The sequence below is a fragment of the Qipengyuania flava genome (assembly GCF_019448255.1).
GTDB lineage: Bacteria > Pseudomonadota > Alphaproteobacteria > Sphingomonadales > Sphingomonadaceae > Qipengyuania > Qipengyuania flava_A.
Genome location: NZ_CP080410.1, coordinates 2436399 through 2462596, shown reverse-complemented (window position 1 = coordinate 2462596; position 26198 = coordinate 2436399). Strand labels below are relative to the sequence as shown.

Below are 26198 nucleotides of genomic sequence, written 5' to 3'. Positions count from 1 at the left end.
CATGGCTCTCGACCTGAAAAACCTCAGCTTCTCGCGGCAGATCTTGCCCGTGATCGCGCTTGTCGGCCTAATCGCGGCAGCCATCTTTATCATGTTCGGCCTACCCGATCGCGAGCTGACCGAGCCGGGCCGCGAACCCCCGCGCGCGCCCGCTGCGCTGGCCTCCGAAGCGCGGGTTGCCGGGGCTGGCGTGGTCGAGCCGTCGAGCGAGACAATCCAGATCGGCTCGGCTCTGTCGGGCCTGATTACGGGCCTTTCGGTCCAGCCCGGCGACCGCGTGAGCGAAGGCCGGGTACTCTTCACCGTCGATGACCGGGCGGTGCGCGCGCAGCTGCGTGAGGCCAACGCCGCCATCGCCGAAGCGCGCGCATCCATTGCCGAGGCTCGCACAGCCCAGGCGACCGCTGCCCAGCAGCTCGCGCTTTACCGCAATGTCGAGGACCCGGCAGCCGTCAGCCGCAGCGAAGTGATCCGCGCGGAAGGCGAAGCGTCCTCCGCCCGGGAACGGCTCCGCCTCGCCCAGGCGCGCTTGCAGGCCGCCGAAGCGCGGGCCGGTGTCGCGCAGACCGAGCTTGGCCGGCTGACCATCCGCGCGCCGATCGATGGCGAGATCCTGGCGGTGAACATCCGCAAGGGCGAATATGTCAGCACAATGGGCGGCGGCGGTTCGCAGCCCTTCATCGAGATGGGCCAGACGCAGCCGCTGCATGTCCGCATCGATATCGATGAGGAGCAGGCCCCGCGTGTGGCCCTGGGCGCTCCTGCAACGGTCAGCCCGCGCGGCGCGTCGGACCGGCAGGTCGAAGCGCGCTTCGTGCGGGCAGAGCCGCTCGTCGTGCCCAAGCGCTCGCTGACCAATTCGGCGGCCGAGCGGGTCGATGTGCGCGTGCTCCAGCTCATTTACGAGCTGCCGGAAACCAGCGGGCTTTTCCGCGTGGGCCAGCAAGTGGACGCCTATATCGCTGCGAAGGATAGCGGCGAATGATCCCTCGCGCCCTTCTTGTCGCCGCAAGCGCGCTGTCGCTGGCCGCATGCGCCGGCGGCCCGCCGCCGGAGATCGCAACGCCGATGCCCGTGCTGCCGGAAAGCTACCTTTTCGCGCCGGAAGGTGAGACCCAGACCGCGCTCGCGGACCTCCTCCCGCGCGGCGATGCCGGTTTCGATACGCTGGCCGCACAGGCGCTTGCCTCGTCCCCCTCGCTTGCCGAAGCGGCGGCGCGCGTGGAGCAGGCACGGGCCGGCGCGAACCGTGCGGGCGCAGAGCGTCTGCCCAATGTCGGGATCAACGCCTCGGTCACCGGCTCGCGGACCAATCCTGGCGCGATCGGTGCCAACCTGCCGCCCGGGGTAACATTCGACACCGAGCAGGTTTCCTACGCGGCAAATCTCACTGCCCGCTGGGACCTCGATCTCTTCGGGCGTCTGCGCGCGCAGGAACGCGCGGCACTGGCCCGCCTCGATGCGGCCGATGCCAGCGCGCGCGCTGTGCGGAACGCGCTGCTCGCCGAAATAGCAGCCAGCGTCATCGATTGGCGTACCCTGGAGGCGCGCGATGCGGAAATCCGTTCGGACATTGCCTCGGCCGAAGAATTGGCACGGCTCGCCGGAGTGCGCGAGCGAGCGGGCATTGCGCCGGGCTTCGACCGCGTGCGGGCCGAAAGTTCCGCAGCAAGCTCGCGGAGTCGCCTAGCGGCGCTGGAAAGCGAACGCGCGCGGTTGCTCGGGCGCCTCATCACGCTGACCGCGCAGGGCGGGGCGCAGGTGCGCGCTGCCCTGGCGCAGGGTGAAGCCTCTGCAACACTCCCGGCTCCGCCCACGGCGCTCCCTTCGGGATTGCTGGCAAATCGGCCCGATGTGCTTGCCGCGGCCGCGACGCTCGCAGCCGAAGACGCCGAGCTTGCGGCTGCGGCGCGCAGCCGCTTCCCGATCTTCGACCTGTCGGGCGCCATCGGCTTGCTCGCCTTCGGGATCGGTGACCTTTTCGACAACCAGTCGCTGGTCGGCTCGCTGGCCGGGACGATCGCCGGGCCGCTGCTCGACTTTGGCCGCATCCAGGCAGAGATCGATGGGGCGGCGGCGGAAAAGCAGGCCGCATTTGCTGCCTATCGCGGCGCAGTCTTCACAGCGCTTGGCGATGCGGAGGCGGGCTATGGCCTCGTGGCGGCGGCCGACGGCGAGGCGGCTGCCGCGGCTGCGGAAGCCGATAGCCTCCAGCGTGCCGCGCGTCTTGCAAACAACCGCTACGAAGCCGGGCTTGCCGATTTCCTGACCGTGCTAGAAGCCCGTCGCGCAGCCGACGCGAGCGGGGAACGGGCAGCCGCGGCGCGGGGTCGGGCCCAGCGCGCGCGGGTCATCCTGTGGCAGGCGCTGGGCGGAAGCACGCTCAGCTAAACGGTCGCGCCGCCATCGACGACCATGGTCTGGCCCGTCGTCCATTTGGCAGCCGGTGAAGCGAGGTAGACGGCGGCTCCTGCAATATCGTCCGGTTCGCCGATACGGCGCATGGCCAGCGCCTTCTCCGTTGCCGCGAGTGCTTCTGGATTGTCCCACAGGGCCTTGGCGAAATCGGTCTTCACAAGTCCTGGAGCGATACCGTTGACGCGGATGCCGTGCTTGCCGTTCTCGGCAGCGTAATTGCGCACCAGTTGGAAGTCGGCAGCCTTGGAAATGCAATAGGCGCCGATCGTGGTCGAGGCGCGCAGGCCGCCGATCGAGCTTATGACGACAATCGCCCCATCACCCTTCGCGCGCATGTCGGGCAGCGCGAGCTGAATCAGCCAGTGGTTCGAGATGACGTTGTTCTCGAGGATCTTGCGGAACTGATCGTCGGCGATACCGTCCATCGAACCGTAATACGGGTTGCTGGCGGCGTTGCAGACTAGGATATCGACCGGGCCGAGCGCGGCCTTGGTCTGGGTGAAGAGGTCTTCCAGCTGGGCTTTCTCCGATATGCTGGCGGCAATGGCGATAGCGCTGCCATCGCCGTGTTCGGCATTGATGGCTGCGGCGACCTCTTCGCAGGCGTCTTGCTTGCGGCTCGAGATCACGACCCTGGCGCCCTGGGCGACGAGATGTTCGGCAATGGCGCGCCCGATCCCGCGGCTCGATCCGGTGACGATGGCGACCTTACCGGTCAGGTCGAATGACGACATGGTTGTTCCCCTTGATAGCAATGAAAAGGGGGCCCGAAGCGACGTGCTTCGGGCCCCCGTTTGTGTGCGGACCGCGCCTTAGAAGCGGGTGCGGATGCCGAGACGGTAGTTGCGACCGATGGCGTTCCCGATGAACGGGTTGTAGCCCAGCGGCAGCTGCGCTTCGGCAGGCTCGGCGTCGGTGAAGTTCTCCACCGCGGCCTGGAGCTGGACATCGGCGCCCGCGACTTCGAGGTCGTAGGTGATGCCGAAATCGTGCTGCGTGTAGGAGCCGCTTTCTGCACCGAAGTTGGTACCGACACCGCCAGCCGTCGAGAAGCACGGGTTGACGTTGACACAGCGGTCGTCGGTCACACCATCGATGTGCTGGATCGAGTAGCGTGCGTTGAACCGGCCGAAGCTAAGAGCGACGAAGCCGTTGGCGCGCCATTCCGGAACCGTGTTCGGATCACGGAAGTAGTTGCCGAAGCCGACAGCGTCATACGCCGGCTGGACGTTCACGCCCTGCACCAGGAAGTCGTCGAAGCTGTAGTCGAGGTTCCAAACCGCATTCGCACCGAAGCGCAGTTCCGCACTATCGCTGACCGGGAAGCTTGCGTTGAGTGCGAAGTCGAGACCGGCGATCTTGACGTCCGGACCGTTCACGAAGTCGGTGCGCACGCGGCTGATGTCGATACCCAGCGTCGTCCCCTGGATACAGGTGTTGCCCGAGAAGGTGATGAGGTTCACCAGCGGGCTCGAACAGTCGACCGGCGCCTGGCCGCTCGTCTGGCCGTTGCCCACGAAGCTGGCAATCGCGTTACCCGGCGTGATGGTGATGCGATCCTTCAGGTCGATCGACCAGTAGTCGACCGAGAAGGTGAAATCGCCGCTGCCGATCGGCGCGGAGATGATCGCCCCGATGTTGTAGGTGAACGCGGTTTCCGGCTCGAGGTTGGTCGGGTTGCCGAAAATATCCTTCGACTTGTAGTTGCCGCCCGCGGCCGTGAAGCCTTCCAGCGCCGTCACGAAGTTCGGCGAAACGTTCGAGGCCAGCGGACCACGGAAGGTCGTGCCGACCGAGCCACGAAGCGTGAGCCAGTCGGTCGCCTCGAAGCGGATCGACCCCTTGGGGTTGATCGTCGAACCCACCGGGCTTCCGTAGTCTTCGTAGCGGACAGCCGCTGCCAGCTCGAGCCGATCGCTGATCGGTGCGTTCACTTCCGCGAAGAGAGCGTAGACGCTCTGCGACAGTTTCACCGGACGCGAGCCGCCCAGGAAGATGAACGGACCGACGCCTTCGGTCGTGGTGCCCACACAGCTGCGATCACCTTCGATGAAGCACGGGTTGCGATTGAGGTCCGATGTCGCGAGCAGCGGGTCGCTGGTGTAGCGCGTGTCGCGATACTGGGCGCCGACGGCGAAGGCGAGCGGGCCACCGCCGAGCTCGATGCCGGTGTCGCCCGAGAGCACGAGATCGAAGACGAACTGCGATTCTTCCTCGTTGGTGCCGTTGGGAATCTGGAGCCAGTTGATCAGCTCTTCGCTGTTCTCGAACCCTTGCGCGTAGAAAGGGTTCGCTATGTTGTACGTGCCGTTGCCCGGACCTGCGTTGACGAACGGGTTGAACCACAGACAGCCGTTGGCGCCCGGGGTTGTCCCGGTACAGTTCGGTCCGCCGAAGCCGTTCAGCGCAGCCTGCAGACGCGAGCCGACGATGCCCGGCGCGTAGGCGACACGATCCGATTCCCAGAAGGTGCCGTCGATATCGAGCGTAAGATTGCTGCCGAGCTGGATGTCAAAGCCGCCGCTGATGCGATAGGCTTCGTTGCGGGCAAGACCCCGGCCGGCGCCGCGCTCGGGATCCAGCGGATTGCCGAGGAAACCGAACGGGCGGTAGAGCACGTTCGTCACGGCAACGAGCGGCAGCGCGGCGGAGCTCTGCGGCAGGCCGACCTGGTCAAGGAAGACCGAGACGCCCGGGTTTGCAGGTGACGTCGTGAAGGCGCTGACGAAGCCCGATCCGCGCGGGCCCTGCGTCGGCGGGAAGGCCGGCGAATAGTTCAGCGAAAGCAGGTCGCTGCGTGCGTAGAGGCCGTCGGCCTGGAAACGCACATTGTCGCTAAGGTCGATCGTGAGCTGGCCGAAGACCTGGTAGCGGTCTTCGTCTTCCACGATGTTGTCGAACGGAACATAGGTGAAGTAGCAGCGCCCGAGATCGACGTTGCCGCCGAGTTCGGTACAGCCGACGTCACGCGCAAGGCGCGTATCCAGCGCACCCGTCGTCGTGTCGAAATAGGTTGCCGCGAAAAGGCCCGGCGTAGCGAGCGCCGAATAGGCCGACGGATTGGTTTCATACCCGACGTTGACGAAGTCGCGCTCGAACGTGCCGAGCTCGCTGCGATGCTGCCAGCCTGCACCGACCACCAGGTTGGCGCTGTCGGCAAATTCGAAGCCCATCAGCGCGCTGAGGCTGTAGTTGTCGTCCGAACCGTTGATGAAGTTGTAGTCACCCTGGAATTCGAAGCCGGTGAAGGTCGAGCGGGTGATAAAGTTGGCAACGCCGGCGATCGCGTCCGAACCATAGGTCGAGCCCGCACCGTCCTTGAGCAGTTCGATCCGCTCGAGAGCGAAGAGCGGCATGAGCTGCGTGTCGACGAAGCCGGCGCCCGGTGTAAGGATCGTGCGTTTGCCGTTCAGCAGCACGAGGGTGCGCTGCGGGCCAAGGCCGCGAAGGTTGAGCGAGCCGACGCCCTGGAAACCCTGCGCGTCAGTGGAGAACTGGTTGGTGTCGCCCAGCGAAGCGCCGACCGAAGGCAGCTCCTTGATGAACTCGAGCGGGCTGTCGACGCCCTGTTCGGCAAGGTCATCGGCGGTGAACACGTCGACCGGCAGAGCGGCGTCTTCCGGGGTGCCGCGAATGAAGGAGCCGGTCACGACGATCCGGTTGTCTTCCGAAGCGCCGGCGGTCTCGACCTCCGCCTGTGCAAGGGCAGGGGTCGCCGATAGGCCTGCAACAGCCAGCACACCCAGCGCGCAACTGTGGCGCAAACCGAAATTCCTCATGATGTTCTCCTCTCTCCCGGGCTGCGCATGAGCCTGCGCATACCCTCTCCTCGAAATTGAATGCCTGATGCTCTTTTATGTCAAGAGTCAAAGGCTCAACGCACGAAAGTTATCGGCAAAATGCGTACCGATGTTTCGGAAATGCCGCACTTTTGCCGATTGTCAGTTGAATTTGCCTCCGTTTTCGGCGGTCTTGCGCAGATAGTCGCTGACCGGCAGGCCATGCTTTTCAAGGCCCGCGATGACCGTATCGAGACCGATCGTGTCGGCCCAGAACATCGGGCCGCCGGTGTAAAGCGGCCAGCCATAGCCGTTGATCCAGACCACATCGATGTCGCTTGCGCGCTGCGCCATGCCTTCTTCGAGGATCTTCGCGCCCTCGTTGACCATGGGGTAGAGCAGGCGTTCGCGGATCTCGTCCTTGGCGATTTCGCGCTGCTCCTTCCCTTCCTTCGCGGCGAAGTCGGCGATGATCTGCTTCACCTCGTCCGACGGGGTGCGGTTGCGGGCTTCGTCGTAGTCGTAGAAACCCTTGCCGTTCTTCTGGCCGAAGCGTTCGGCAGCGCACAGCGCCTCGCGGATCGTGGTGACCTTGGTCGGATCGCGGTGCCAGCCGATGTCGATCCCGGCGAGGTCGCCCATCTGGAACGGGCCCATGGGGAAGCCGAATTCGAGCAGCACGTCGTCGACGTCCCAGTAATTCGCGCCCTCCATAATCAGCTCGTTCGCCTGCTCCTGGCGCTTTGACAGCATGCGGTTGCCGATGAACCCCGGGCACACGCCGGAGACGGCGGCGACCTTGCCGATTTTCTTCGACAGCTTCATCACCGTGGCGAGCACGTCGTCACGGGTCTTTTCGCCGCGGACCACTTCGAGCAGTTTCATGATGTTGGCGGGCGAGAAGAAGTGCATGCCCACGACATAGCCGGGGCGCTTGGTGGCCGTGGCGATCTCGTCGACATCGAGATAGCTGGTGTTGGACGCGAGGATCGCGCCCTCCTTCACTACCTCGTCGAGCTTGGCGAAGACCTGCTTCTTGACGTCCATGTTCTCGTAGACCGCCTCGATCACGAGGTCGCAATCGGCAAGGTCGTCATAGGACAGCGTCGGCGTCAGCAGGCCCATCGCGCCCTCGACCGCTTCCATGGTCATGCGGCCCTTCTTGGCCGTGTTCTCATAGTTCTTGCGCATCACGCCGGTCCCGCGATCCAGCGCGTCCTGCGCCATTTCGAGGATGGTGACGGGGATGCCGGCGGACAGGAAGTTCATCGTGATGCCGCCGCCCATGGTGCCGGCACCGATCACGCCCACTTTCTTGATCGGGATCAGCGGCGTGTCGCGGGGAACATCGTCGATCTTGTTGGCTGCGCGTTCGGCGAAGAAGTAGTGGCGCATGGCGGCGCTTTGCGTGCCGGTCATGAGCTTCATGAACAGCTCGCGTTCCTTCTTCACGCCGTCGGCATAGGACATGGTACCGGCCGCCTTCACCGCCTCGATCGCGGCGTTGGGAGCATCGAACCCGCGAATCCGGCGGGCCTGGCTGGCGCGGAATTTGTCGAACAGGTCGGGATCGCGCACGCCGTCTTCGTTCGCGGTGCCTTCCGAGGCGCGCGGGACCGGCTGACCGATCTTGGACTTCGCAAAGGCGATGGCGTCGGCCTCCAGGCTGCCTTCGCCGACGAGCGCATCGACAAGGCCGATGGCCTCGGCCTTCTTGGCCGGGATCGGGTTGCCGCCGACAACCAGAGGCAGGGCGGCTTCGGCGCCGACGAGGCGCGGGAGGCGCTGGGTGCCGGCAGCGCCGGGGATCAGGCCGAGTTTCACTTCGGGCAGACCCAGCTTCGCGCTCGGCACTGCGACGCGGTAGTGGCAGGCAAGTGCGACCTCGCAGCCGCCGCCAAGCGCGGTTCCGTGGATCGCGGCGACGACCGGCTTGTCGCTCGCTTCCATTGCGTCGAGCGTTTCGGGCAGGTTGGGTCCGACCGGCGGCTTGCCGAATTCGGTGATGTCGGCGCCGGCAAAGAAGGTTTGTCCGTCGCAGCGGATCACCACCGCCTCGATGCTGTCGTCGCCCAGCGCTTCCTCGATCGCGTCTTTCAGTCCCGCGCGCACGGCTTGGCCCAGCGCGTTGACGGGTGGGTTGTCGGAAATGACGACGAGGACGTTGTCATGGCGTTCGGTGCGGATCGGCGAGGTCATTGGGGGCTCTCCTCAGGCGTAGGTTTCGGTGAGGGCGGAATAGATCAGCGTTTTGAGCTGCCGCCGGATGGGATAGGTCGACGAGGGATAGACCTGCGTCATGAAGACCATGGTTATCCGCTCTACCGGATCGACGAAGAAGGCGGTCGAATAGGCGCCGCCCCAGTAGAATTCGCCGAGGCTGGAGGGCATCAACGTCTTGGCCGGGTCGATCACCATGGCAAAGCCGAGGCCAAAGCCGGTCCCGGCGTTGTTGGCTTCGGAAAACAGGCTGCTCGACATTTCGGTGAGGTCGGCGTTGTTCGGCAGGTGGTTGGTGCGCATCAGCCGCACGGTCTTGGGGCTGAGAATGCGCGCGCCGTCCAGTTCGCCGCCGTTCAGCAGCATGGTCGAGAAGCGGTGATAATCGGCAATCGTCCCAATCAGGCCGCCGCCGCCGCTGTCGAACGTGCCCGGCTGGTTCAGCTTGCTGGTGGCGCCTGCGTTGATCATGCGCGGCGCCTGGCCGGGGCGATAGGCATAGGCGTCAACCAGCCGCTCGGCCTCGCCCTCGGCCACGCCAAAGCGGGTGTCGTTCATGCCCAGCGGCGCGAAAATGTGTTTCTCGAAATAGTCGCCCAGCCGCATCCCGCTGATCCGCTCGACCGCGATGCCAAGGACATCGGTCGAGACTGAATAGTTCCAGCCATGGCCCGGTGCGAACTCGAGCGGCAGCTTCGATAGCTTCTCGATAAAGCCATCGCTGTCGAGGTGGTCGCGGGCAAAGTCGAAATTGTGTTCGCGGTAGACCGCATCGATGTTGTTGCGGTTCTGCAGGCCGTAGGTGAGGCCCGACATGTGGGTCAGCAGGTCGACGAAGCGGATCGGATGGGCCGGCGCGCCGGGGGCGAACGGAATGGAACCGCCCCCGCCGGCGTAGACATGCAGGTTGGCAAACTCGGGGAAGACCTTGGTGACCGGTTCTTCCAGCGCGACCTTGCACTGTTCGACCAGCTGCATGAAGGCGACCGAGGTGACCGGCTTGGTCATGCTGGCAATGCGGAACAGCGCATCATCGCGGAGTTCGCGACTATCGTCGCCCATGCTGCCAAGCTTGGTGTAATGCACCGGCTGGCCATCGCGCGCGACCACCAGCTGGGCGTTCGGCAAGCGGCCGCTGTCGATATAAGCCTGCTTCAGGAAAGGGGCGATTCGCCCAAGCCTTTCGCTGTCGAATCCCGCACTTCCGGCGTCTGCCAGCTCGAACATGCTCTCTCCTCCCCGCGCATACCTATGCTTCGGTTTTGCCTGAATAGCGATTTCATCTGTTCTTGCCACCCTCATACCTCAGCTTCGAAGGCTGCTTGCGCCGGGCGGCCATGCAGGGTTAGACATGCGAAGTGGAGAGAGACTCGTCCGCAACGAGACGAGTGACACAAGGGGACGGTGAATGAGCGAGCTTGCGCGCGCTATCGGTTTCGTGCCGCCGGAAGGCTGGCCGGCGATGACGCGGGAGGAATGCCGCCAGCGGCTGACCGCTCCCGGCCAGCGCTTCGAGATGGAGACCGTCGAGATCGGCGGTGTTCCCACCCGGACCTGGAAGAACGCCCCGCAGAACCTGCGCGTCGTTGCGATGGCGGGGCGCGCGCATGGCGAGCGCCTGTTCACGATCTACGAGGACGAGCGGGTCACTTACGACGCTTGGTTCCGCGCCGTGGCACGGCTGGCGACCGAATTGCGTGCGCGGGGTGTGGAGAAGGGCGACCGCGTCGCCATTGCCATGCGCAACCTGCCCGAATGGCCGGTGGCCTTTTTTGCCGCGACTACGCTCGGCGCGATTTGCGTCCCGCTCAACGCCTGGTGGACCGGCGCGGAGCTGGCCTTCGGCCTTGCGAATTCGGGCACCAAACTGCTGATCTGCGATGACGAGCGCTGGGACCGTATTGCCGAACACCGCACAGAATTCCCCGACCTCGAGACCGTCTTCGTCTCCCGCAGCGACGGCGCGCCCGACGGCGCCGAGCGGCTGGAGGACATCATCGGCACACCGCACGATTACGCCTCGCTGCCGGAAGCCGAACTGCCCGAGGTCGAGATCGCGCCCGACGACGAGGCGACGATCTTCTACACCAGCGGCACGACCGGCCAGCCCAAGGGCGCGCTGGGCACGCACCGCAATTTGTGCACCAACATCCTGTCCAGCGGCTACAGCGCGGCCTGCGCGGCCCTGCGCCGCGGCGAAGAACCGCCCGAGCCGGTCCAGAAGGTCGGCCTCACCGTCATTCCGTTGTTCCATGTCACCGCCTGTTCGGCGAGCATGATGGGCGCGGTCGTGGCCGGGCACACGCTCATCTTCATGCACAAATGGGACGCGCACCAGGCGCTCCAGCTGATCGAGCGTGAGAAGGTCAACCTGACGGGCGGCGTTCCGACCATCGCCTGGCAGCTGCTCGAGCATCCCGAGCGGGAGAATTTCGACCTCTCGAGCCTGGAGTCGATTGCTTATGGCGGCGCGCCTTCCGCGCCCGAACTGGTGCGCAAGATCTACGAGGTCTTCGGCGCGCTGCCCGGCAACGGCTGGGGCATGACCGAGACCATGGCGACGGTCACCCACCATTCGAGCGAGGATTACCTCAATCGCCCCGACAGCTGCGGCCCCCCGGTCGCGGCGGCGGATCTGAAGATCATGTCGGAAGACGGCACCACCGAGCTGCCGGTGGGCCAAGTCGGCGAGCTTTGGGCGCGCGGGCCGATGATCGTGAAGGGCTACTGGAACCGGCCCGAAGCCACGGCGGAAACCTTCGTCGATGGCTGGGTGCGCACTGGCGACCTTGCCCGGCTCGACGAGGAGGGCTGGTGCTACATCGCCGACCGCGCGAAGGACATGATCATCCGTGGGGGCGAGAACATCTATTCCTCCGAAGTCGAGAACGTCCTCTACGACCACCCAGCCGTGACCGATGCGGCGCTGATCGGCCTTCCGCACAAGACGCTGGGCGAAGAACCGGCCGCGGTCGTCCACCTTGCACCCGGCACGTCGGCCACCGAGGACGAATTGCGCCAGTGGGTCGCCGACCGGCTGGCGCGTTTCAAGGTGCCGGTGAAGGTCGCCTTCGTCAAAGACACGCTGCCGCGCAACGCCAATGGCAAGATCCTCAAAAAGGACCTCGGAGCCTTTTTCGAATGAGCCGGCCTGCCGCCACCCGCAAGTTCGGCGAGAAGCGCGAGGCGATCATCCACGCCGCTTCGGTGCTGATCAACGAAGTCGGCGTGCAGGCAACGACGCTGGCCGAAGTGGCGCGGGCGATCGGTCTCAACGCGACCAGCGTGACCTATTACTTCCCGCGCAAGGAACAGCTCGTCATCGCCGTCTACGACGAGACGCTGACGCTAATGGAGCGGATTGCGCGTGAGGCGCTGGAGCAGGCGACTTCCGCCGAGCGCTTGCGCCACTTCGTCGGCGCGCATGTGGCGCTCAGGAAGCGCATCCGCGCAGGCGAGCGCGGGCTGACGACGGCGCTGTCGGAAATCCGCACGCTCGACAAAGAAGCCTACGATGCGCTGATGGGGCACTACCTGCGCGTGGTGGACCTCGTCAGGCGCTTCTTCGGTGAGTGGGAGAATAACGAGCAGCGCGCGCTCTATTCGGCGCGCGCGCACATCCTGCTCGAGGCCGTCATGTGGTGGCCGGTGTGGTCGATGCGCTACTCGGTGCTCGATTTCCCCCGGATCGAAGAACGCCTGTTCGATGTGCTCGCCCATGGCCTGCCTGCGAAGCGCGGACTGTTCGAACCGCAGGCGCTTAGCGGCGATTGGCGCACGCCCGACCAGGAGGACAGCGGCCAGAACGAAGCCTTCCTGCGCGCAGCCACCGTGACCATCAACGAACGCGGCTATCGCGGGGCGTCGGTCAACCGGATCGCGGAAAGCCTGAACGTGACCAAGGGCAGCTTCTACCATCATCATGAGGCGAAGGATGATCTCGTACTCGCCTGCTTCCGGCAGAGCTACGACCGGATGTCGGCGGTGCAGATGGCGGGGCTCGCGACCGAGGCCGATTACTGGACCCGTCTCTCAAGCGTGCTGGCCGAACTGGTCGATGTGCAGTTTTTCGACCCCACACCCTTGCTCCGCACCACGGCGCTGCAGGCGCTCGACGCGCAGACCAAGGCCGGCGTGGTCACGCGCTCCAACCGTCTGGCGCGCCGCTTTGCGGGCATGCTCATCGACGGGATAGCCGACGGGTCCGTGCGCGCCATCGACCCGCTGGTGGCCGGCCAGGTGCTGATGTCGACGGTCAACTCGGCCTATGATGCGCGCCACTGGGCGGCACGGTTCGATCCGCCGGAAAAGGCGATCGCGACCTATCTCTCGGTCATCTCCAAGGGGATGCTCGCGCCCTCAGAATGAGGCGCGCGGTTCGCGCACGCGCCAGATCATCAGCGCAAGGCTGGCCAGAAGCGAGGCGAATGCCGCAACGATCAGCGGCGCGTAGCCGAGCGCTGCGATACTTAGGCCGACAAGGATCGGCCCGACCGACGAAACCCCGCCTTCGACCGTGGTGGTCAGCGCCAAGCGCATGGGGATGTCCTCATGCTCGCCGAATTCCAGCACCAGCGTGACCGCGGCCATCATCCAGCCGGAAAAACCGAAGCCGAGGAAGACGAAGCTCGCGTAGAGCAGCCATCCGTCGCCAAGGACCAGCAGGACCATCCCGGCAAGGCTGGAGAGCAGGGCGCCGAGATAGACGCTGCGGAAGCCGAACCGGTCGCCGAGCGAGCCCCAGACGAGGTTCGACATGGTATCGGCGGCAAGAAAGGCGAGGCTGAGCGTACCGATCAGCGCGCCGTCGAGGCCGAGCCGGTCCCCGACATAGAGCGTCCAAAACGGCAGGCCCACGCGGGCGATCGCGGCCAGCCCGTGCGCCCACAGGAACGCGCGGAAATCGCGGTGCTGCAACAGCTCGCCGAACTGGCCGAAGCGCTCGCGCAAGGGCAGGGCGGGGCGCAGGCGCGGCGCGTCAGGCTCTCGAATGCCGATTTTCAGCACGACCAGCCCGATGGACGTCAGCACAAAGGCGAGGAGGAAGGTGGTGGCATAGCCGTTGCCGAGCCATTGCTGCTCGATGAAGTAATGCCCCGCGACCCAGGCCAGGGCCGCGGCGATGAGCCCGCCCGCCATGTTGCGGATGCCCTGCAGCCGCCCGCGCCGGTCGATTGGGATGAGCTTGGCCATCAGCATCTGGAAGGCCACCCGCTGCGCCCCGCTGAAGAAGCCGAGCAGCAGGAAGCTGGCGAGCGTGACGACGAGGAGCGCCGTGCCCTCCAGCGTCCAGGCGGCGATCGCGAGAGCGAGCACCATCACGCGCATCATCGATCCCACGGTGATGGCGTAGGGCAGGATGCGCTTGCGGCTTTCCACCTGCGCGCCCGAAAGAATGGGCGAGATCGTGCCGCCAAGCTGGAGCAATGCGGTGCCAATCCCCACCGCAGCGGCGCTGCCGGTGAGGAGGTAAAGGTAAGCCGGGATAATCGTAGGCGCGTAGATCAGGCGAAAGCCGGTCATCCCGAAAACGCCATGCGTCAGATTGGTGGCGTAGTTTCGCCTGAGGTTCGCCTCCATAAAAGCGCTGTGGCGCTCCCAGACGTCGCCATCCGGAAGCGCCCCATCGTCTTCGCCCGAGGAGGCGAGGGCGTCGCTCAATAGCCCGCCAGCGTGGCGAAACGGTCCTTGAGGTAGCCCGAGGAACCCCAGCTCGCCTCCAGAACGCGGGCGCGCTTCAGGTAGAAGCCGACGTCGTATTCATCGGTCATGCCGATCCCGCCATGCAGCTGGATGCCCTGGTTGGAGATGGTGTGCAGCACGCGGTTGGCCTCGGCCTTGGCAATGCTGGCTGCGCGCGCGACACCGAAGCCGCCGTCGATTGCCTGCAAGCCGCCTTCTACCGCGCTGCGCATCTGGGCAAGATCGGCGAAGAGGTCGGCCATGCGGTGCTGCAGCGCCTGGAAGGTGGCGAGCACCTGGTTGAACTGCACGCGCTGCTTCAGATAGTCGAGCGTGGTGTCGAACACCTGCTGCGCCATGCCGAGCATTTCGGCTGCGGTCAGAACGCGCGCCCGGTCGAGCACATCGTCGAGCAGGCTGTCGCCGCCCCCTTCAAGCTTGTCCGCCGGGGCGCCGTCAAAGGCGACATCGGCGTGGCTGCGCTGGTCGGCAAGGGCGCGGCTGGTGAGCGTTACCCCGTCTCCCTTCTCGACCAGATAGAGCCCGTCGGTCGCCGCAACGACGAAGAGGTCTGCACCATGCGCTTCGTGGACGAAGGCCTTGGTGCCCGTGAGCTTGCCGCCGGACACTGAGGCCGCGATGGCCGAGGGATCGTGCTTGGCGCCTTCGTCGACCGCGAGAGTCGCCACGGTCTCGCCGCTGGCAAGTTTCGGAAGCCACCTGGCCTTCTGCTCATCGCTTCCGCCAAGCACGATCGCGCTGGCGGCGATGGTGGTGGCCAGCAGCGGGCTTGCCGTCAGCGTCTTGCCGAGTTCCTCCAGCACCAGCCCGGCGGACATGAAGCCGAAGTCCGACCCGCCGTGTTCTTCGGGGATGATCACGCCGGCCCAGCCCATTTCGGCCATCGCGGCGTAGGCATCGGCATTGTACGCCTGCGGATTGCCCGCCGCGCGCACCTTGCGGAATTCGGTCACCGGGCTTTCGTTGGTCGCCCAGTCGCGCGCCATGTCGCGCAGCATTTCCTGTTCTTCGTTGAGAACGGCCATAGTCTCGCGCTCCCCTCTTACTGGTGGTCGAGCATGCCAAGCACGCGCTTGGCGATGATGTTGTTCTGGATTTCGGTCGAGCCGCCGTAGATCGTGGTGGCCTTGCCGAAGAGCCAGCCGCGCACAGCGTCGAGCTCGCCCTTGGAGAACTCCTCGCCCTCCCAGCCGAGGCCCTGCAACCCGCGGATCTCGATCAGCAGCTCGCTGCGCTCCTGGCTCAATTTGGTCCCGAGTTTCTTGAGTACCGAGCTGATTTCGGACACGCCGCCCTGCGCCTTGCTCTCCTCGACCGCGCGACGCGCTGTGAGCAGGAAGCTGTTCCAGCGGATCTCGAAATCGGCGACCTTGTCGCGCAGCACCGCGTCAGCAAGCTCGCCCGCCTCATTCGTCTCGCCATACTTCTTGGCAATCTCGCCAAGGCTGTGGGCCATCATGCTGGCGAGGCGGCCGCCGCCCGAGATGTTGGTGCGCTCGTGCTGGAGCAGGCGCTTGCCGATCGTCCAGCCCTGGCCTTCCTCGCCGACGAGGTTTTCCTTGGGCACCTTCACATCGGTGAAGAAGGTTTCGCAGAACGGGCTGGTGCCGCTGATCATGGTGATCGGGCGCACTTCCACGCCCGGCGCGTCCATGTCGATCAGCATGAAGCTGATGCCGCGGTGCTTGTCGCTCTTGTCGGTGCGCACGATGGCGAAGCACTTGTCGGCCCACTGGCCGCCGCTGGTCCAGGTCTTCTGGCCATTGACGATGTAGTGGTCGCCCTTGTCCTCGGCAAAGGTCTGCAAATTGGCGAGGTCGGAGCCGGCGTTGGGTTCCGAATAGCCCTGGCACCAGCGGATTTCGCCGCGGCAGATGGGCGGGATATGCTCCATCTTCTGCTCTTCGCTGCCGTATTCGAGCAAGGTCGGGCCGAACATCATCACGCCCATGCCGCCGATCGGGTTGTAGGCGCCGACCTTGGCGAATTCCTGGTCGATGATACGCGCCTGCCGCTTGGTCAGGCCGCCGCCGCCATATTGCCGGGGCCAGGTGGGGGTGCCCCAGCCGCGCTCGCCCACGGCTTCGCGCCAAGCCTTTTGCAGGGCGCTCTCGTTGGTGGGTCCATCCACCCCGGCAAGCGCGCTGCCCTTGCCCTTCAATTCGGGCGGGAAGTGCTTGGCGAGGAACTGCTGGACCTCTTCGCGGAAGGCGTCCTCTTCGGCCTTCACATCGGGTTCGAGCTGGGTAGCCATGGGCCTCTCCTTCGTAAAATGCGTCCTAGCGGCTGGCGCCGCCCACAGGATTGTTGCTCTGAATGCGTGCGGCAGCTTCGGCCTCGCGGGCGCGCAGCTTCTCGACATTCTCGAGATGCTTCGCTTCCGTGATGGGGTAAGCCCAGAGAATCAGGCAGCCAATCCCCCACAGCCCCATCACCATCGGCACGTAATGCGCGATCAGGCTGTCGGTCATAGCGCGAGTAACCTCGTCGGGCTTGAGCCCAACGGGGAATTGCGAGGTTTCGAGCACGATACCCGCTGCAAGAATACCCAGGCCTGCCGCGCACTGCACCGCGAAGCTGTTGGCGGCGAAATAGATGCCTGCGTTGTGCCGACCGGAGCGGACCGCATCATCCTCGACCACGTCGGCGAGCATGGAAGAAGTCGTCATCAGGCTGATTGCCACCATCGCACCATAGACCGCGTTGATGACAAGCAGCACAGGCACGAGCAGCGGGTGGCCGGGCTCGAAAAACAGGTCGAGATAGGTCAGCCAGAGCGGCGAGGTCCCGAGTGCGACGCCGAAGAAGGCCATGAACATCGCCGTGCGGCGTTTGCCCCACCACTTGGTGAAGCGCGGCGCGAGGGGGAGGGCAATGCACACCGCGACAAAGCCGTCGAGCGTGAGCAGCGCCAACTCGAGAGCGGTGAGGCGATAGACATAGGTCCCGAAATAGAGCGAGGTCGCCCCGTAAAGACCGATCGCGGTCCACTTGAGTACGGAGAAACCGAAGAGCGTCAGGAAGGCCCGGTGGGTGAAGGCGGAACCCATCTCTTTGAGGTGAGTGAGCGCGCCTGCCGTCTCTTCGCGCTCTTCGGTCTGGCGCAAATGCGGGATGCGGCTGGCGGTGCCGAAACCGCAGATGAGGATCGTTACGAGGATCACACCCGCCGCGGTTAGCGCAAAGGGCGTATAGCCTGCCGGATTGAGCTGCCCCTGGGGATATTCGGGCGTCGCGCGGAAGAACACTGTGAGCGCAAAGGCGGCGAAAGCGAAGGTGCCGGCATAGCCGAACCAGTATCTTAGGGCGTAAATCCGTGTTCGCTCGGTATAGTCCTGGGTCAGCTCGGTTCCCATGGCATTGGCCGGTACCTGATAGGTGCTGATGCAGGCGCGGGTGAGCGAGGCGAAGGTGAAAATCCACACGCCCATCTGGAAATCGGTAAGGCCTGAGGGCGGAAACCAGGTCAGCGCGAAGCATACGGCGGTCGGGATTGCAGCACCGATGATGTAGGGATGGCGCCTGCCCCAGCGCGAGCGGGTGATGTCCGATATCCGCCCGATCAGCGGGTCGACCACCGCATCGACCGCCAGCGTCAGCGCAATCGCAGTGGAAACGATCGCCGCGGGCACGCCGAGGACCTGGTTGAAATAGAGCAGCAGATAGGTCGAGAAGGCGGCGTTCTTGATCCCGTCGGCAATCGCGCCGGTGCCATAGGCCAAGCGGGTCGCTCTGGGCAGCGGCGGAAGGTCGGAAGTGGAGGCGGGTGCGGTCGCGCTCACGGTCGCGGACCGTTCCGGGGATACCCGGTCTTCGGAAAGATCGCATTGCAAACGATCTCCGCCTGGTGGGGCTGCTGCCGCACCTCGCCTCTCTCCTCTCTCTGCCCCACGCGGTCCTTCGAAAAGGGAATCGCGTGCTCTCCGGGCGAGAGGCAGCATACCGCAGAACCGAATTCGGGCAAGCGCTAGCCGCTTTACGCTACGGAAAGGCGCTTTGCGCTTGACGCGGCGACCCGCTTTGGCTGCAAGCAGCGGCCATGAACAAGACACCCAAGCCCTCGATCCGCATGCGCAGCTGGCTGTTCGCCCCGGGCGACAGCACCAAGAAGATGACCAAGGCCACGGAAGGCGATGCCGACGTGGTGATCTTCGACCTTGAGGACTCGGTCGTTGCCAGCGGCAAGGAAGACGCGCGGGCGGCGATCGCCGAATCCCTGGGCAGCCGGAGCGAAGAAGAGCGCGCCCGCTTGTGGGTGCGGATCAACCCGCTCGATGGCGAATGGACCGCGCAGGACCTTGCCGTGATCATGCCGGCGCGGCCGGGCGGCATCATGCTGCCCAAATCGCGCGGACGCCACGATGTCGAGGAACTCGACCGGCTCCTCACCGCGCAGGAAATGGCGCACGGTATCCCGGCAGGCTCGACCCCGGTGATCGCTCTGGTCACCGAGACTGCGGCATCCATGTTCACGACCGGTGACTATGGCGGCGCGCCGCGTCTGGTCGCGATGACCTGGGGGGCGGAAGACCTTGCCGATTCCATCGGGGCGACCACCAACAAGGACTTCGAAGGCCATTTCGCCTTCACCTACAAGCTGGCGCGCAGCCTGTGCCTGCTGGGCGCGGTGGCGGCGGAGGCGGTCCCCGTCGAGACGATCGACACCAATTTCCGCGACCTCGAGGCGCTGCGCAAGCGCGCCATCGAAGTGCGCCGCCAAGGCTATCGCGGGATGCTGGCGATCCACCCGGCGCAGATCCCGGTAATCAACGAGGCCTTCACCCCGACCGAGGACGAACTGGCCGAAGCGCGCGAGATCGTGGCCCTGTTCGAGGCCAACCCCGATGCGGGCACGATCGGCTGGAAGGGCGGCATGCTCGACCGTCCGCACCTTTCCCGCGCTCAGCAATTGCTGGCGCAGGTCGAAGGCTAGTCAGGCGATCAGGACGCGAGTTTGCCGACTTCGGCGAGCACGCGTTCGGCCCATTCCGGACGGCAGATGAGCAGGTCCGGCATGTAAGTGTCGGAATTGTTGTAGACGAGCGGGCTGCCATCGATGCGGCTGGCGTGGAGGCCATGGGCAAGCGCGACAGCCGCCGGGGCGGCGCTGTCCCACTCATACTGGCCGCCGGTGTGCAGGTAGATCTCCGCTTCGCCGCGCACCACGGCCATCGACTTTGCGCCGGCCGAGCCCATGCCGACCAGCTCCGCACCGATCGCTTCGGAGACCGCAACCGCTTCAGCAGCCGGACGGGTGCGGCTGACCACCATGCGTGGGGTTTCCGCAGCAGCGGGCACCGCGATCGGGGCATCGGTGCGCAGCACGGTGCCGAGGCCGGGCAGGGCGACTGCTCCGATTTCGGGTTTGCCGTTTACGCAGAGCGCCACATGGACCGCCCAGTCGGTGCGCGCCTCGCCATATTCGCGCGTGCCGTCGACCGGGTCGACGATCCACACGCGCTCTTTCGAGAGACGCTCGTCGGTGTCCTTGCTTTCTTCCGACAAAAGGCCGTCCTCGGGGCGCTGTTCGCGCAGGGCATGGACGAGGAACTGGTTGGCGGTCTGGTCGCCGGCCTTGCCCAGCGCCTTGCCTTCGAACACGCCGCTCTCGCGCACTTCGATGAGGATCTTGCCCGCCACTTCGGCGAGATGGGCAGCCAGTTCGGCGTCGGTCATGCTGGAATAGTCCCCCAATTCAAAAGCTAGGGGGTTCGCATGACAGACCGAAGCCGCCTTGCGAACCCCCAAAATGCTGCAACTGCGAAATCAGGCTGCGGCAGGACGCCGCGCGAAGATTCCGAAGCCTGCGATGATGGCGTAGCAGATGATCGGGATGATCATTGCCATGGCGAGGTCGCCGCCGGTGGCATCGGCGACCACGCCATAAAGGAGGGGCACCACGGCGCCACCGAAGATGGCGACGTTGATGATGCCCGAACCGTCGGCAGCGCGCGGCCCGAGCTTCTCGCAGGCGAGCGAGAAGATGGTCGGGAACATGATCGAGTTCATCAGGCCGACGGCGAGGAGGCTGTAGGCCGAAACTTCGCCACTGGTCATGATGCTGATGACGATCAGCAGGATCGAACCCGTCGCGTTGAAGGCGAGGATTTTGCCCGGCGAGAAGATGCGCAGGAAGTAGGAGCCGATGAAACGGCCGACCATTGCGCCGCCCCAGTAGAGGCCGATCATCCAGCCGATCACGCTTTCCGGTTCGCCCAGCACGCGCTCGGTCGACAGGTAGTTGATGATGATCGAGCCGATCGAGACTTCCGCGCCCACGTAGAGGAAGATGCACAGAGCGCCAAAGCTGAAGCGCGTACGGCGCAGCAGGGTGTTGTCATAGAGCCAGAGCGCCGGCGCTGCGAGGATGAACAGCACGCCGAGCCAGCCGTTGACCTGCAGCGCGAGGAACGCGCCGATGGCGGCCAGGGCAAGGCCCATCAGGTAGCGGCCGTTCGACACCAGCTCGCCGTCGCCCATGATCTTCTCGTCATGCGGCAGTCGGTTGCGGAACATCCACACGGCTGCAGCGACCAGCGCGATCAGCACGGCAACGCCAAGATAGCCCTGCCAGATGGCTTCGCTTTCAGCGGCGCGATAGGCTTGCAGTTCGGCGCCCGAAAGCTCGTCGGCCGACATGTTCGCAAGGCTGCCGAGGATCACCGCTGCGCCGATGATCGGGAAGACCGTGGTGCCCAGCGAGTTGAAGGCCTGCGCGAAGGTCAGGCGGCTGTGCGTGGTCGAGGGCGGGCCAAGCAGGCTGATCAGCGGGTTCGCCACCACCTGCACGATCACCACGCCGCTGGCGAGGATGAACAGCGCGCCGAGGAAGAGGGCGTAGGTAGCCGTCTGGCTGGCGGGAATGAACAGCAGGCAGCCCGCGATCATGGTGACCAGGCCAGCGACTGCACCGCGCATGTAGCCGATCTTCTTGACCAGCTTCGCGCCCGGAATGCCGATTACGAGATAGGCGGCGAAGAAGCAGAACTGCACCAGCATCGCCTCGGTGTAGCTGAGCGTGAACAGCTCTTTCAGCTTCGGGATAAGCACATCGTTGAGCGAGGTGATACCGCCGAAGATGAAGAACAGGCCCATGACGAAATATTGCAGGCCGGGCGCATCGACCGGCGGCGTATCGTCGTGAACGTCGACCGGATTGGGATCCGTGCTCGACGCAACGTCGGGTGCGAGTGCCATTTCAGTTTTCCTCCCACGTACCGGTGCGACCTGAAGGAGCTGCCCGGTTTATTGTCCCAAGCGCTTTGTGTGACAGGCTTTTCCCGTCACACAAAGCGAATACGAATGTTTGGCCCTAGAACGAGCAATCGGTGCCTTCGGCGAACTCTTCGCGCTCGATGGTGCCGATGTTGATCGTGAAGGCGCCTTCGGACTGGAAGGCCAGCGTCGGGCCGAGATTGGCCATGCAGGCACCGGTGATGATCATCTCGCGCCAGCTCTTGCCTTCGGCAACCGAAAGCTGGTGCGTGATGTCGAGCGGTTCGCTCGAACCGACCTTGACCATGACGCGGGCCTGCGGGCGGTTGGCGACCTCGTAGAGCACGCGGTAGCCGAGGCCCGTGTCGCCGCCGCCTTGGGCAAATTCGATACCGGCGCCCGGAACGAAGGTGACAGTGCGGGCGTCTTCCTGGGCCGTACGGTCGAGGCCGACGGCGGTGATGCCGCCCGCTTCGCCGCGCAGATTGTCGAGCTTGCCGGTCGCGGTGTTGGCCAGCACGCCATCGGCGAGGCGGCCGTTGACGTACCAGTCGAGCGCTGCACCCTGTTCGAGCGGGGCACAGGTCTCGTCGAGCGTGGCCATAGCCTCGGTCTGGTCGAGCGAGCGGCCGTAGCCGACCGGGAAGAGCGCGCCTTCCGGGCCGTTGAGCGGGCCGTAGTCGCAGGTCACGGGCCAGCTGAAGCCGAGCGTGCCGGTCGCCGGCACCGCGCCAGTGAGGACATCGGCAACACCGGCGCCTTCGCTGCCCGGAAGCCAGCTGGCAACAAAGGCATCGGCGAGGTTCAGCTCGCGGTTCATCCACATCGGACGCCCGCTGATGAAGACGGCAACGGTGGGCACGCCTTCGGCCTTGAACTTGCGCAGCAGTTCGAGGCCTTCCTCGTCGGTGAAGCCGAGGTGCTTCCGGTCGCCGGCAAATTCGGCGTAGGGTTCCTCGCCGAAGACCACGACCGCGACATCGGGCTTTTCGGCATAGGTGCCGTCGGCGGAAAGCGTGGCGGTGCCGCCGGATTCTTCGACCGCGTCCTTGAGGCCCTTCCAGATCGAGGTTGCGCCGGGGAAGTGTTCCTCGTTGTCGAGTTCGAGACCCCCCTGCCAGGTCAGCGTCCAGCCGCCCGATGCCTGCGCGATGCTGTCAGCGGCGGTGCCAGCGACGAGGACATTGGCGCCCCCGGCCAGCGGGAGCACGCCGTTGTTGGTGAGCACGACCTGCGACTTGGCAACCGCTTCGCGCGCGATGGCGCGGTGCTCGACCGAGCCGAGCAGGGCGTAGTCGCCCGCGTTCGGGCGGTCGGACGGTTTGACGAACTCGTCCAGCAGGCCCGCGCGCATTTTGACGCGAAGAATGCGTGCGACTGCCTCGTCGAGAACGGCCATCGGAATGGTGCCGTCCTGAACCTGGCTAATCAGGGTTTCGTGGAGGCCCTTCCAGTCGTCGGGGACCATGTAGATGTCGAGACCGGCAAGCAGCGACTGGGGGCAATCGGTGTTGGTGCAGCCGGCAACCTGGCCGTGACCGTTCCAGTCGCCGACGACGAGGCCGTCGAAGCCGAGTTCGCCGCGCAGCACGTCGGTCAGCAACATCTTGTTGCCGTGCATCTTCTTGCCGTTGATCGAGTTGAAGCTGGCCATGATGGCCTCGACACCGGCATCGATCGTCGCGGGGTAGGGCGCGGCGTGAATCTTCTTCAGTTCCTCGATGTCGCCGGTGACTTCGCCCTGGTCGACACCCTGGTCGGTCCCGCCATCGCCGAAGAAGTGCTTCGCGGTGGCGATCACATGGCCGGCGCCGAGGCGGTCGGGATCGCCCTTGCGGCCCTGCAGGCCCTCGACCAGCGCAGCGCCCAGCGGGGCGACGATGGCGGGGTCCTCGGAATAGCTTTCGTAGGTGCGGCCCCAGCGGTCGTCCTGTGCGACCGCGACGGTCGGCGAGAAGTTCCAGTCGATGCCGGTGACTTCGATCTCGACCGCGGTCGCTTCGCCGATGCGGCGGATAAGGTCGGCGTCGCGCGTCGCGCCAAGGCCGATGTTGTGCGGGAAGATAGTGGCGCGGACCACATTGGTGTGGCCGTGCACCGCGTCGGTGCCCCACATGGTCGGGATGACCGGCTCATCGCCGTCCATCGGCTCGACCGAGGCAAGGTACATCTCGTCTGCGTGGCGCAGCCATTCCGATGCGGGCGCGAATTCGTCGCCATAAGGGCCGCGGTTGCCGCCGTTGAGATAGCTGCCGAAGCGGTAGCGGCGCATGTCTTCGGCGGTGAAGGAGCCGATCTGCGGCTGGATAAGCTGGGCGACCTTGCGCTCCAGGCTCATGCGCGAAACGAGGTCGGCGACCCGCGCATCCTCGCTCGATGCAGGGGCTTCGGCCACCGGTGCCGGTGCGCTTTCGACACTCGAATAGCCGGCGTTGCAGCCCGCAAGACCCACACTGGCCACCGTGGCCAACAAAACAGCTCGCATTTGAAACATCCCTCCGGCGTCCTCTTCTTTGAGAACGTTATCAAAGGAGGGTTGCCATGCTCGAAAGTGAAAATCAAGCCGTGTGTTGCGTCTTCGGCATGGTCGCCAACAGGATCGTTGCGAGCGCTGCAAGGCTCGCGAAAAGCCAGAACAGTCCGGCGAAGCCGAATACCGGCACCATGGCGAGCGCGAGCCAGGGCATGATCAGGCTGGGAACCGTATTCGTCAGGTTGAAAATCCCGAGGTCCCGGCCGCGGGTTGCCGGGCGCGGGAGGACTCGCAGCGTCTGGCTCGAATGCAACGCCAAGAACACACTGGTTGAAAGACCGAAGACGAAATAGCCGAGGATGGCCCCGGTGATGCCTTCCGACAGGGCCATCATCACCAGCCCGACGCTGCCGATGCCCGCGCCGATCGTGAGCGGTAGCATGGGGCGCCGACGCGCGTCAGACCAACGGCCAGCGGCGAGCGCGAGAGGAACGGAAAGCGCCAGCACGATGGCGAAGATACGTGCGGTGTCCGCGTCGCGGAACTCGGAATCGAGGCTCGACAGCCAGATCAGCAGATAGGCGAACAGGGCAGCTTCGGCGATCTGGATCAGCAGGCGCGCGACCCACATGCGGCCGACGGCTGCGCGCTTGGCCTTTCGGCGTTCCTCCTCGGCGCTGGGCGGTTCTTCCATGAGGTGCGGCATCGGCGCCGGACGGCCGAAGAGGACCACTGGCAGCACCATGGCAACGACCAGGATGGCGACCATGGAAATGCGACCGTCGGGGCCGGCAAGGCCCGGGATGGTGACGAAGGCTCCGGACAAGGCCCCAAGAGCCGGCGCAAAGGCCAGCAAGCCGCCCAGTGTGCCCTTCTGGCGGTCGGGCACCACGTCTCCGGCCCAGGCAGCGAGAGGCGCGAGCATCATGTTGATGGAGAACTGCCAGCACACGATGGTGCTGATCAGCGCCAGCGGTGTTTTCGCCAGCGGGACGAGGTGCAGCAGCACGCCGGACAGGACCATCCCGGTCACGATCCACGGTTTGCGCGTGCGGGTCTTGTCGCTCAGCCAGCCAAAAATGATGTTCGCAAGGCTCGCCGCTATTGCCCCGCAGAACGCCGTGTAGGCCAGCAAGTTGATCGTTGCATCGCCTGCCATCTCGCTCGCACGAAGCGGCAGGAGGAGAGTGAGAAACGGTACGTAGGACACCGCCCCGCCGGCGACGGCGAGCGCGTAGAGCCACAGGAAACGCGGCGACTGCCGCCGCTCTTCCGGCGTGTCAGCGTCCACCGGCTGCCGGGGCTCTTGCGGTGGAGCCACGGACGATGAGCTCGCCCTCGAGCACTTCGGGTTCGCTGGGCGAGCCGTTCTTGCGCGCATCGATGAGCAGTTCCACCGCGCGCGAGGCCGTGGCCGAAATCGGCTGGTCCACTGCGGTCAGCGCCGGGGTCGTGAAGCGCACGATCGGCGTGTTGTCGAAGCTCACCAGCGAAAGGTCCTGCGGAACCTTGAGGCCGAGCTCCCGTGCCACTTCGAGCGCGGCGAGCGTCATCTGGTCGCTGCTGGCAATGATCGCCGTGGGCGGGTTGTCGCGGCCCAGCAGGTCGCGGGCCGCATCAAGGCCGCTTTCGAAGCCGAAGTCGCCCTTGGCCAGCAGACCCTCGCAATCGAGTTCGGCGTTGGCCATGGCTTCGCGCCAGCCATCGACGCGCCAGCCGGCAAGACTGTATTCGTCGGGCCCGGCAATGAAACCGATGCGGGTGTGGCCCAGTTCGATGAGGTGGTCGGTCGCCTTGGCGGCGAGAAGCTCGTCGCCCATCGTCATCGCAATGCCCGGTCCCGGTTCCTTCGATCCGATGCGCGCGAAGGGAATGCCGCGTTCGGCCAGGAGGCCGGTAATCTGCGGGTTTTCCGAGTGCGGCGGGGTCACGATGATACCGTCCGGCTGGAGCGCGGAAATCGCAGCGCCCAGCTCGCGTTCGACATGGTCGCTATGCGTGTCGACCAGCTCGAAGATCATCCGGTAACCGCGATCGGCGGCTGTCAGCATGCCGCCGAGCAGCATCTGGTCGACCCAGTCGCGCCCGTCGCGCGCCTGCCAGTCGGCAATGGTGCGGTCGCGGTCGTTGATTGCCAGGATCAGGTAGGACCGCGATCCGCTCATCCGCTGCGCGGCGATCGAGGGCACGTATCCGAGCTTGTCGATACTCGCCTGGACCTTGTCCTTCATCGCGGGCCGCACGTTGGGCTCGTTGTTGATGACGCGGCTCACGGTTTGCAGGGAAACCCCTGCATCCGCTGCCACGTGTTTGATGGTGACTGACTGGCGCCGCCGACCCATTGAAACCTGACCCCCCGGAAAACCCGTCTTTTCCTGCTTGTCTACTTT

At 65.3% G+C, this 26198-nt stretch carries 18 protein-coding genes; 5 read left to right on the top strand and 13 right to left on the bottom strand.

Going from position 1 to position 26198, the window contains the following annotated elements:
- Position 1 precedes the first annotated feature (1 nt).
- Positions 2-985 (top strand): efflux RND transporter periplasmic adaptor subunit, encoded by a 984-nt coding sequence (locus KUV82_RS12250; protein WP_219954540.1) that lies wholly within the window; start codon positions 2-4, stop codon positions 983-985.
- The gene (locus KUV82_RS12245; RefSeq protein WP_219954539.1) at positions 982-2391 is read left to right on the top strand and encodes an efflux transporter outer membrane subunit; all 1410 of its coding nucleotides are present in this window, start codon (positions 982-984) and stop codon (positions 2389-2391) included. The genes KUV82_RS12250 and KUV82_RS12245 overlap by 4 nt, the downstream gene beginning before the upstream one ends.
- On the opposite strand, the gene KUV82_RS12240 is transcribed toward KUV82_RS12245, so the two are convergent.
- The 4 genes from KUV82_RS12240 to KUV82_RS12225 form a co-directional block, all read right to left on the bottom strand.
- Positions 2388-3152 carry an SDR family NAD(P)-dependent oxidoreductase gene (locus KUV82_RS12240; protein WP_219954538.1) on the bottom strand — a complete coding sequence of 255 codons (765 nt, stop codon included), beginning with the start codon at positions 3150-3152 and terminating at the stop codon, positions 2388-2390. The genes KUV82_RS12245 and KUV82_RS12240 overlap by 4 nt on opposite strands.
- A gap of 78 nt (positions 3153-3230) precedes the next feature.
- The gene (locus KUV82_RS12235) at positions 3231-6197 is read right to left on the bottom strand and encodes a TonB-dependent receptor domain-containing protein (RefSeq protein WP_219954537.1); all 2967 of its coding nucleotides are present in this window, start codon (positions 6195-6197) and stop codon (positions 3231-3233) included.
- Between the two features lie 162 nt (positions 6198-6359).
- Entirely contained in the window at positions 6360-8396 is a 2037-nt protein-coding gene (locus KUV82_RS12230) for a 3-hydroxyacyl-CoA dehydrogenase NAD-binding domain-containing protein (RefSeq protein ID WP_219954536.1), read from the bottom strand.
- A gap of 12 nt (positions 8397-8408) precedes the next feature.
- Positions 8409-9644, bottom strand: a complete 1236-nt coding sequence (locus KUV82_RS12225) for a serine hydrolase domain-containing protein (RefSeq protein WP_219954535.1) — start codon at positions 9642-9644, stop codon at positions 8409-8411.
- 181 nt (positions 9645-9825) lie between these two features.
- On the opposite strand from KUV82_RS12225, the gene KUV82_RS12220 reads away from it, so the two are divergent.
- The gene (locus tag KUV82_RS12220; protein WP_219954534.1) at positions 9826-11562 is read left to right on the top strand and encodes a class I adenylate-forming enzyme family protein; all 1737 of its coding nucleotides are present in this window, start codon (positions 9826-9828) and stop codon (positions 11560-11562) included.
- On the top strand, positions 11559-12785 hold the full coding sequence (locus tag KUV82_RS12215) for a TetR/AcrR family transcriptional regulator (protein WP_219954533.1): 1227 nt from the start codon (positions 11559-11561) through the stop codon (positions 12783-12785). The genes KUV82_RS12220 and KUV82_RS12215 overlap by 4 nt, the downstream gene beginning before the upstream one ends.
- On the opposite strand, the gene KUV82_RS12210 is transcribed toward KUV82_RS12215, so the two are convergent.
- Genes KUV82_RS12210 through KUV82_RS12195 form a run of 4 tightly spaced genes read right to left on the bottom strand, consistent with a single transcriptional unit; the run spans position 12777 to position 17902 of the window.
- The gene (locus tag KUV82_RS12210; protein WP_258319749.1) at positions 12777-14078 is read right to left on the bottom strand and encodes an MFS transporter; all 1302 of its coding nucleotides are present in this window, start codon (positions 14076-14078) and stop codon (positions 12777-12779) included. The two genes, KUV82_RS12215 and KUV82_RS12210, sit on opposite strands and share 9 nt — an antisense overlap.
- Positions 14075-15145 carry an acyl-CoA dehydrogenase family protein gene (locus KUV82_RS12205; protein WP_219954532.1) on the bottom strand — a complete coding sequence of 357 codons (1071 nt, stop codon included), beginning with the start codon at positions 15143-15145 and terminating at the stop codon, positions 14075-14077. The genes KUV82_RS12210 and KUV82_RS12205 overlap by 4 nt, the downstream gene beginning before the upstream one ends.
- Before the next feature lie 17 nt (positions 15146-15162).
- A complete protein-coding gene (locus KUV82_RS12200) occupies positions 15163-16374 on the bottom strand; it encodes an acyl-CoA dehydrogenase family protein (protein WP_219954531.1) in 1212 nt (403 codons plus the stop codon).
- Between the two features lie 25 nt (positions 16375-16399).
- Positions 16400-17902 (bottom strand): MFS transporter, encoded by a 1503-nt coding sequence (locus KUV82_RS12195; protein WP_258319748.1) that lies wholly within the window; start codon positions 17900-17902, stop codon positions 16400-16402.
- A 257-nt stretch (positions 17903-18159) separates the two neighbouring features.
- Between KUV82_RS12195 and KUV82_RS12190 the strand changes: the two genes are divergently transcribed.
- Positions 18160-19053 carry an HpcH/HpaI aldolase/citrate lyase family protein gene (locus KUV82_RS12190; RefSeq protein ID WP_219954529.1) on the top strand — a complete coding sequence of 298 codons (894 nt, stop codon included), beginning with the start codon at positions 18160-18162 and terminating at the stop codon, positions 19051-19053.
- Between the two features lie 8 nt (positions 19054-19061).
- Here the strand turns inward: KUV82_RS12190 and KUV82_RS12185 are convergent, their stop codons facing one another.
- The 5 genes from KUV82_RS12185 to KUV82_RS12165 form a co-directional block, all read right to left on the bottom strand.
- A complete protein-coding gene (locus KUV82_RS12185) occupies positions 19062-19796 on the bottom strand; it encodes a 3'(2'),5'-bisphosphate nucleotidase CysQ (RefSeq protein ID WP_219954528.1) in 735 nt (244 codons plus the stop codon).
- Positions 19797-19886: 90 nt separating this feature from the next.
- Entirely contained in the window at positions 19887-21317 is a 1431-nt protein-coding gene (locus KUV82_RS12180; RefSeq protein ID WP_219954527.1) for a sugar MFS transporter, read from the bottom strand.
- Between the two features lie 115 nt (positions 21318-21432).
- Positions 21433-23820 carry a glycoside hydrolase family 3 protein gene (locus tag KUV82_RS12175; protein WP_219954526.1) on the bottom strand — a complete coding sequence of 796 codons (2388 nt, stop codon included), beginning with the start codon at positions 23818-23820 and terminating at the stop codon, positions 21433-21435.
- A 73-nt stretch (positions 23821-23893) separates the two neighbouring features.
- Positions 23894-25099, bottom strand: a complete 1206-nt coding sequence (locus KUV82_RS12170) for an MFS transporter (protein WP_258319747.1) — start codon at positions 25097-25099, stop codon at positions 23894-23896.
- Positions 25089-26150 carry a LacI family DNA-binding transcriptional regulator gene (locus KUV82_RS12165; RefSeq protein ID WP_219954524.1) on the bottom strand — a complete coding sequence of 354 codons (1062 nt, stop codon included), beginning with the start codon at positions 26148-26150 and terminating at the stop codon, positions 25089-25091. The genes KUV82_RS12170 and KUV82_RS12165 overlap by 11 nt, the downstream gene beginning before the upstream one ends.
- Positions 26151-26198 lie beyond the last annotated feature (48 nt).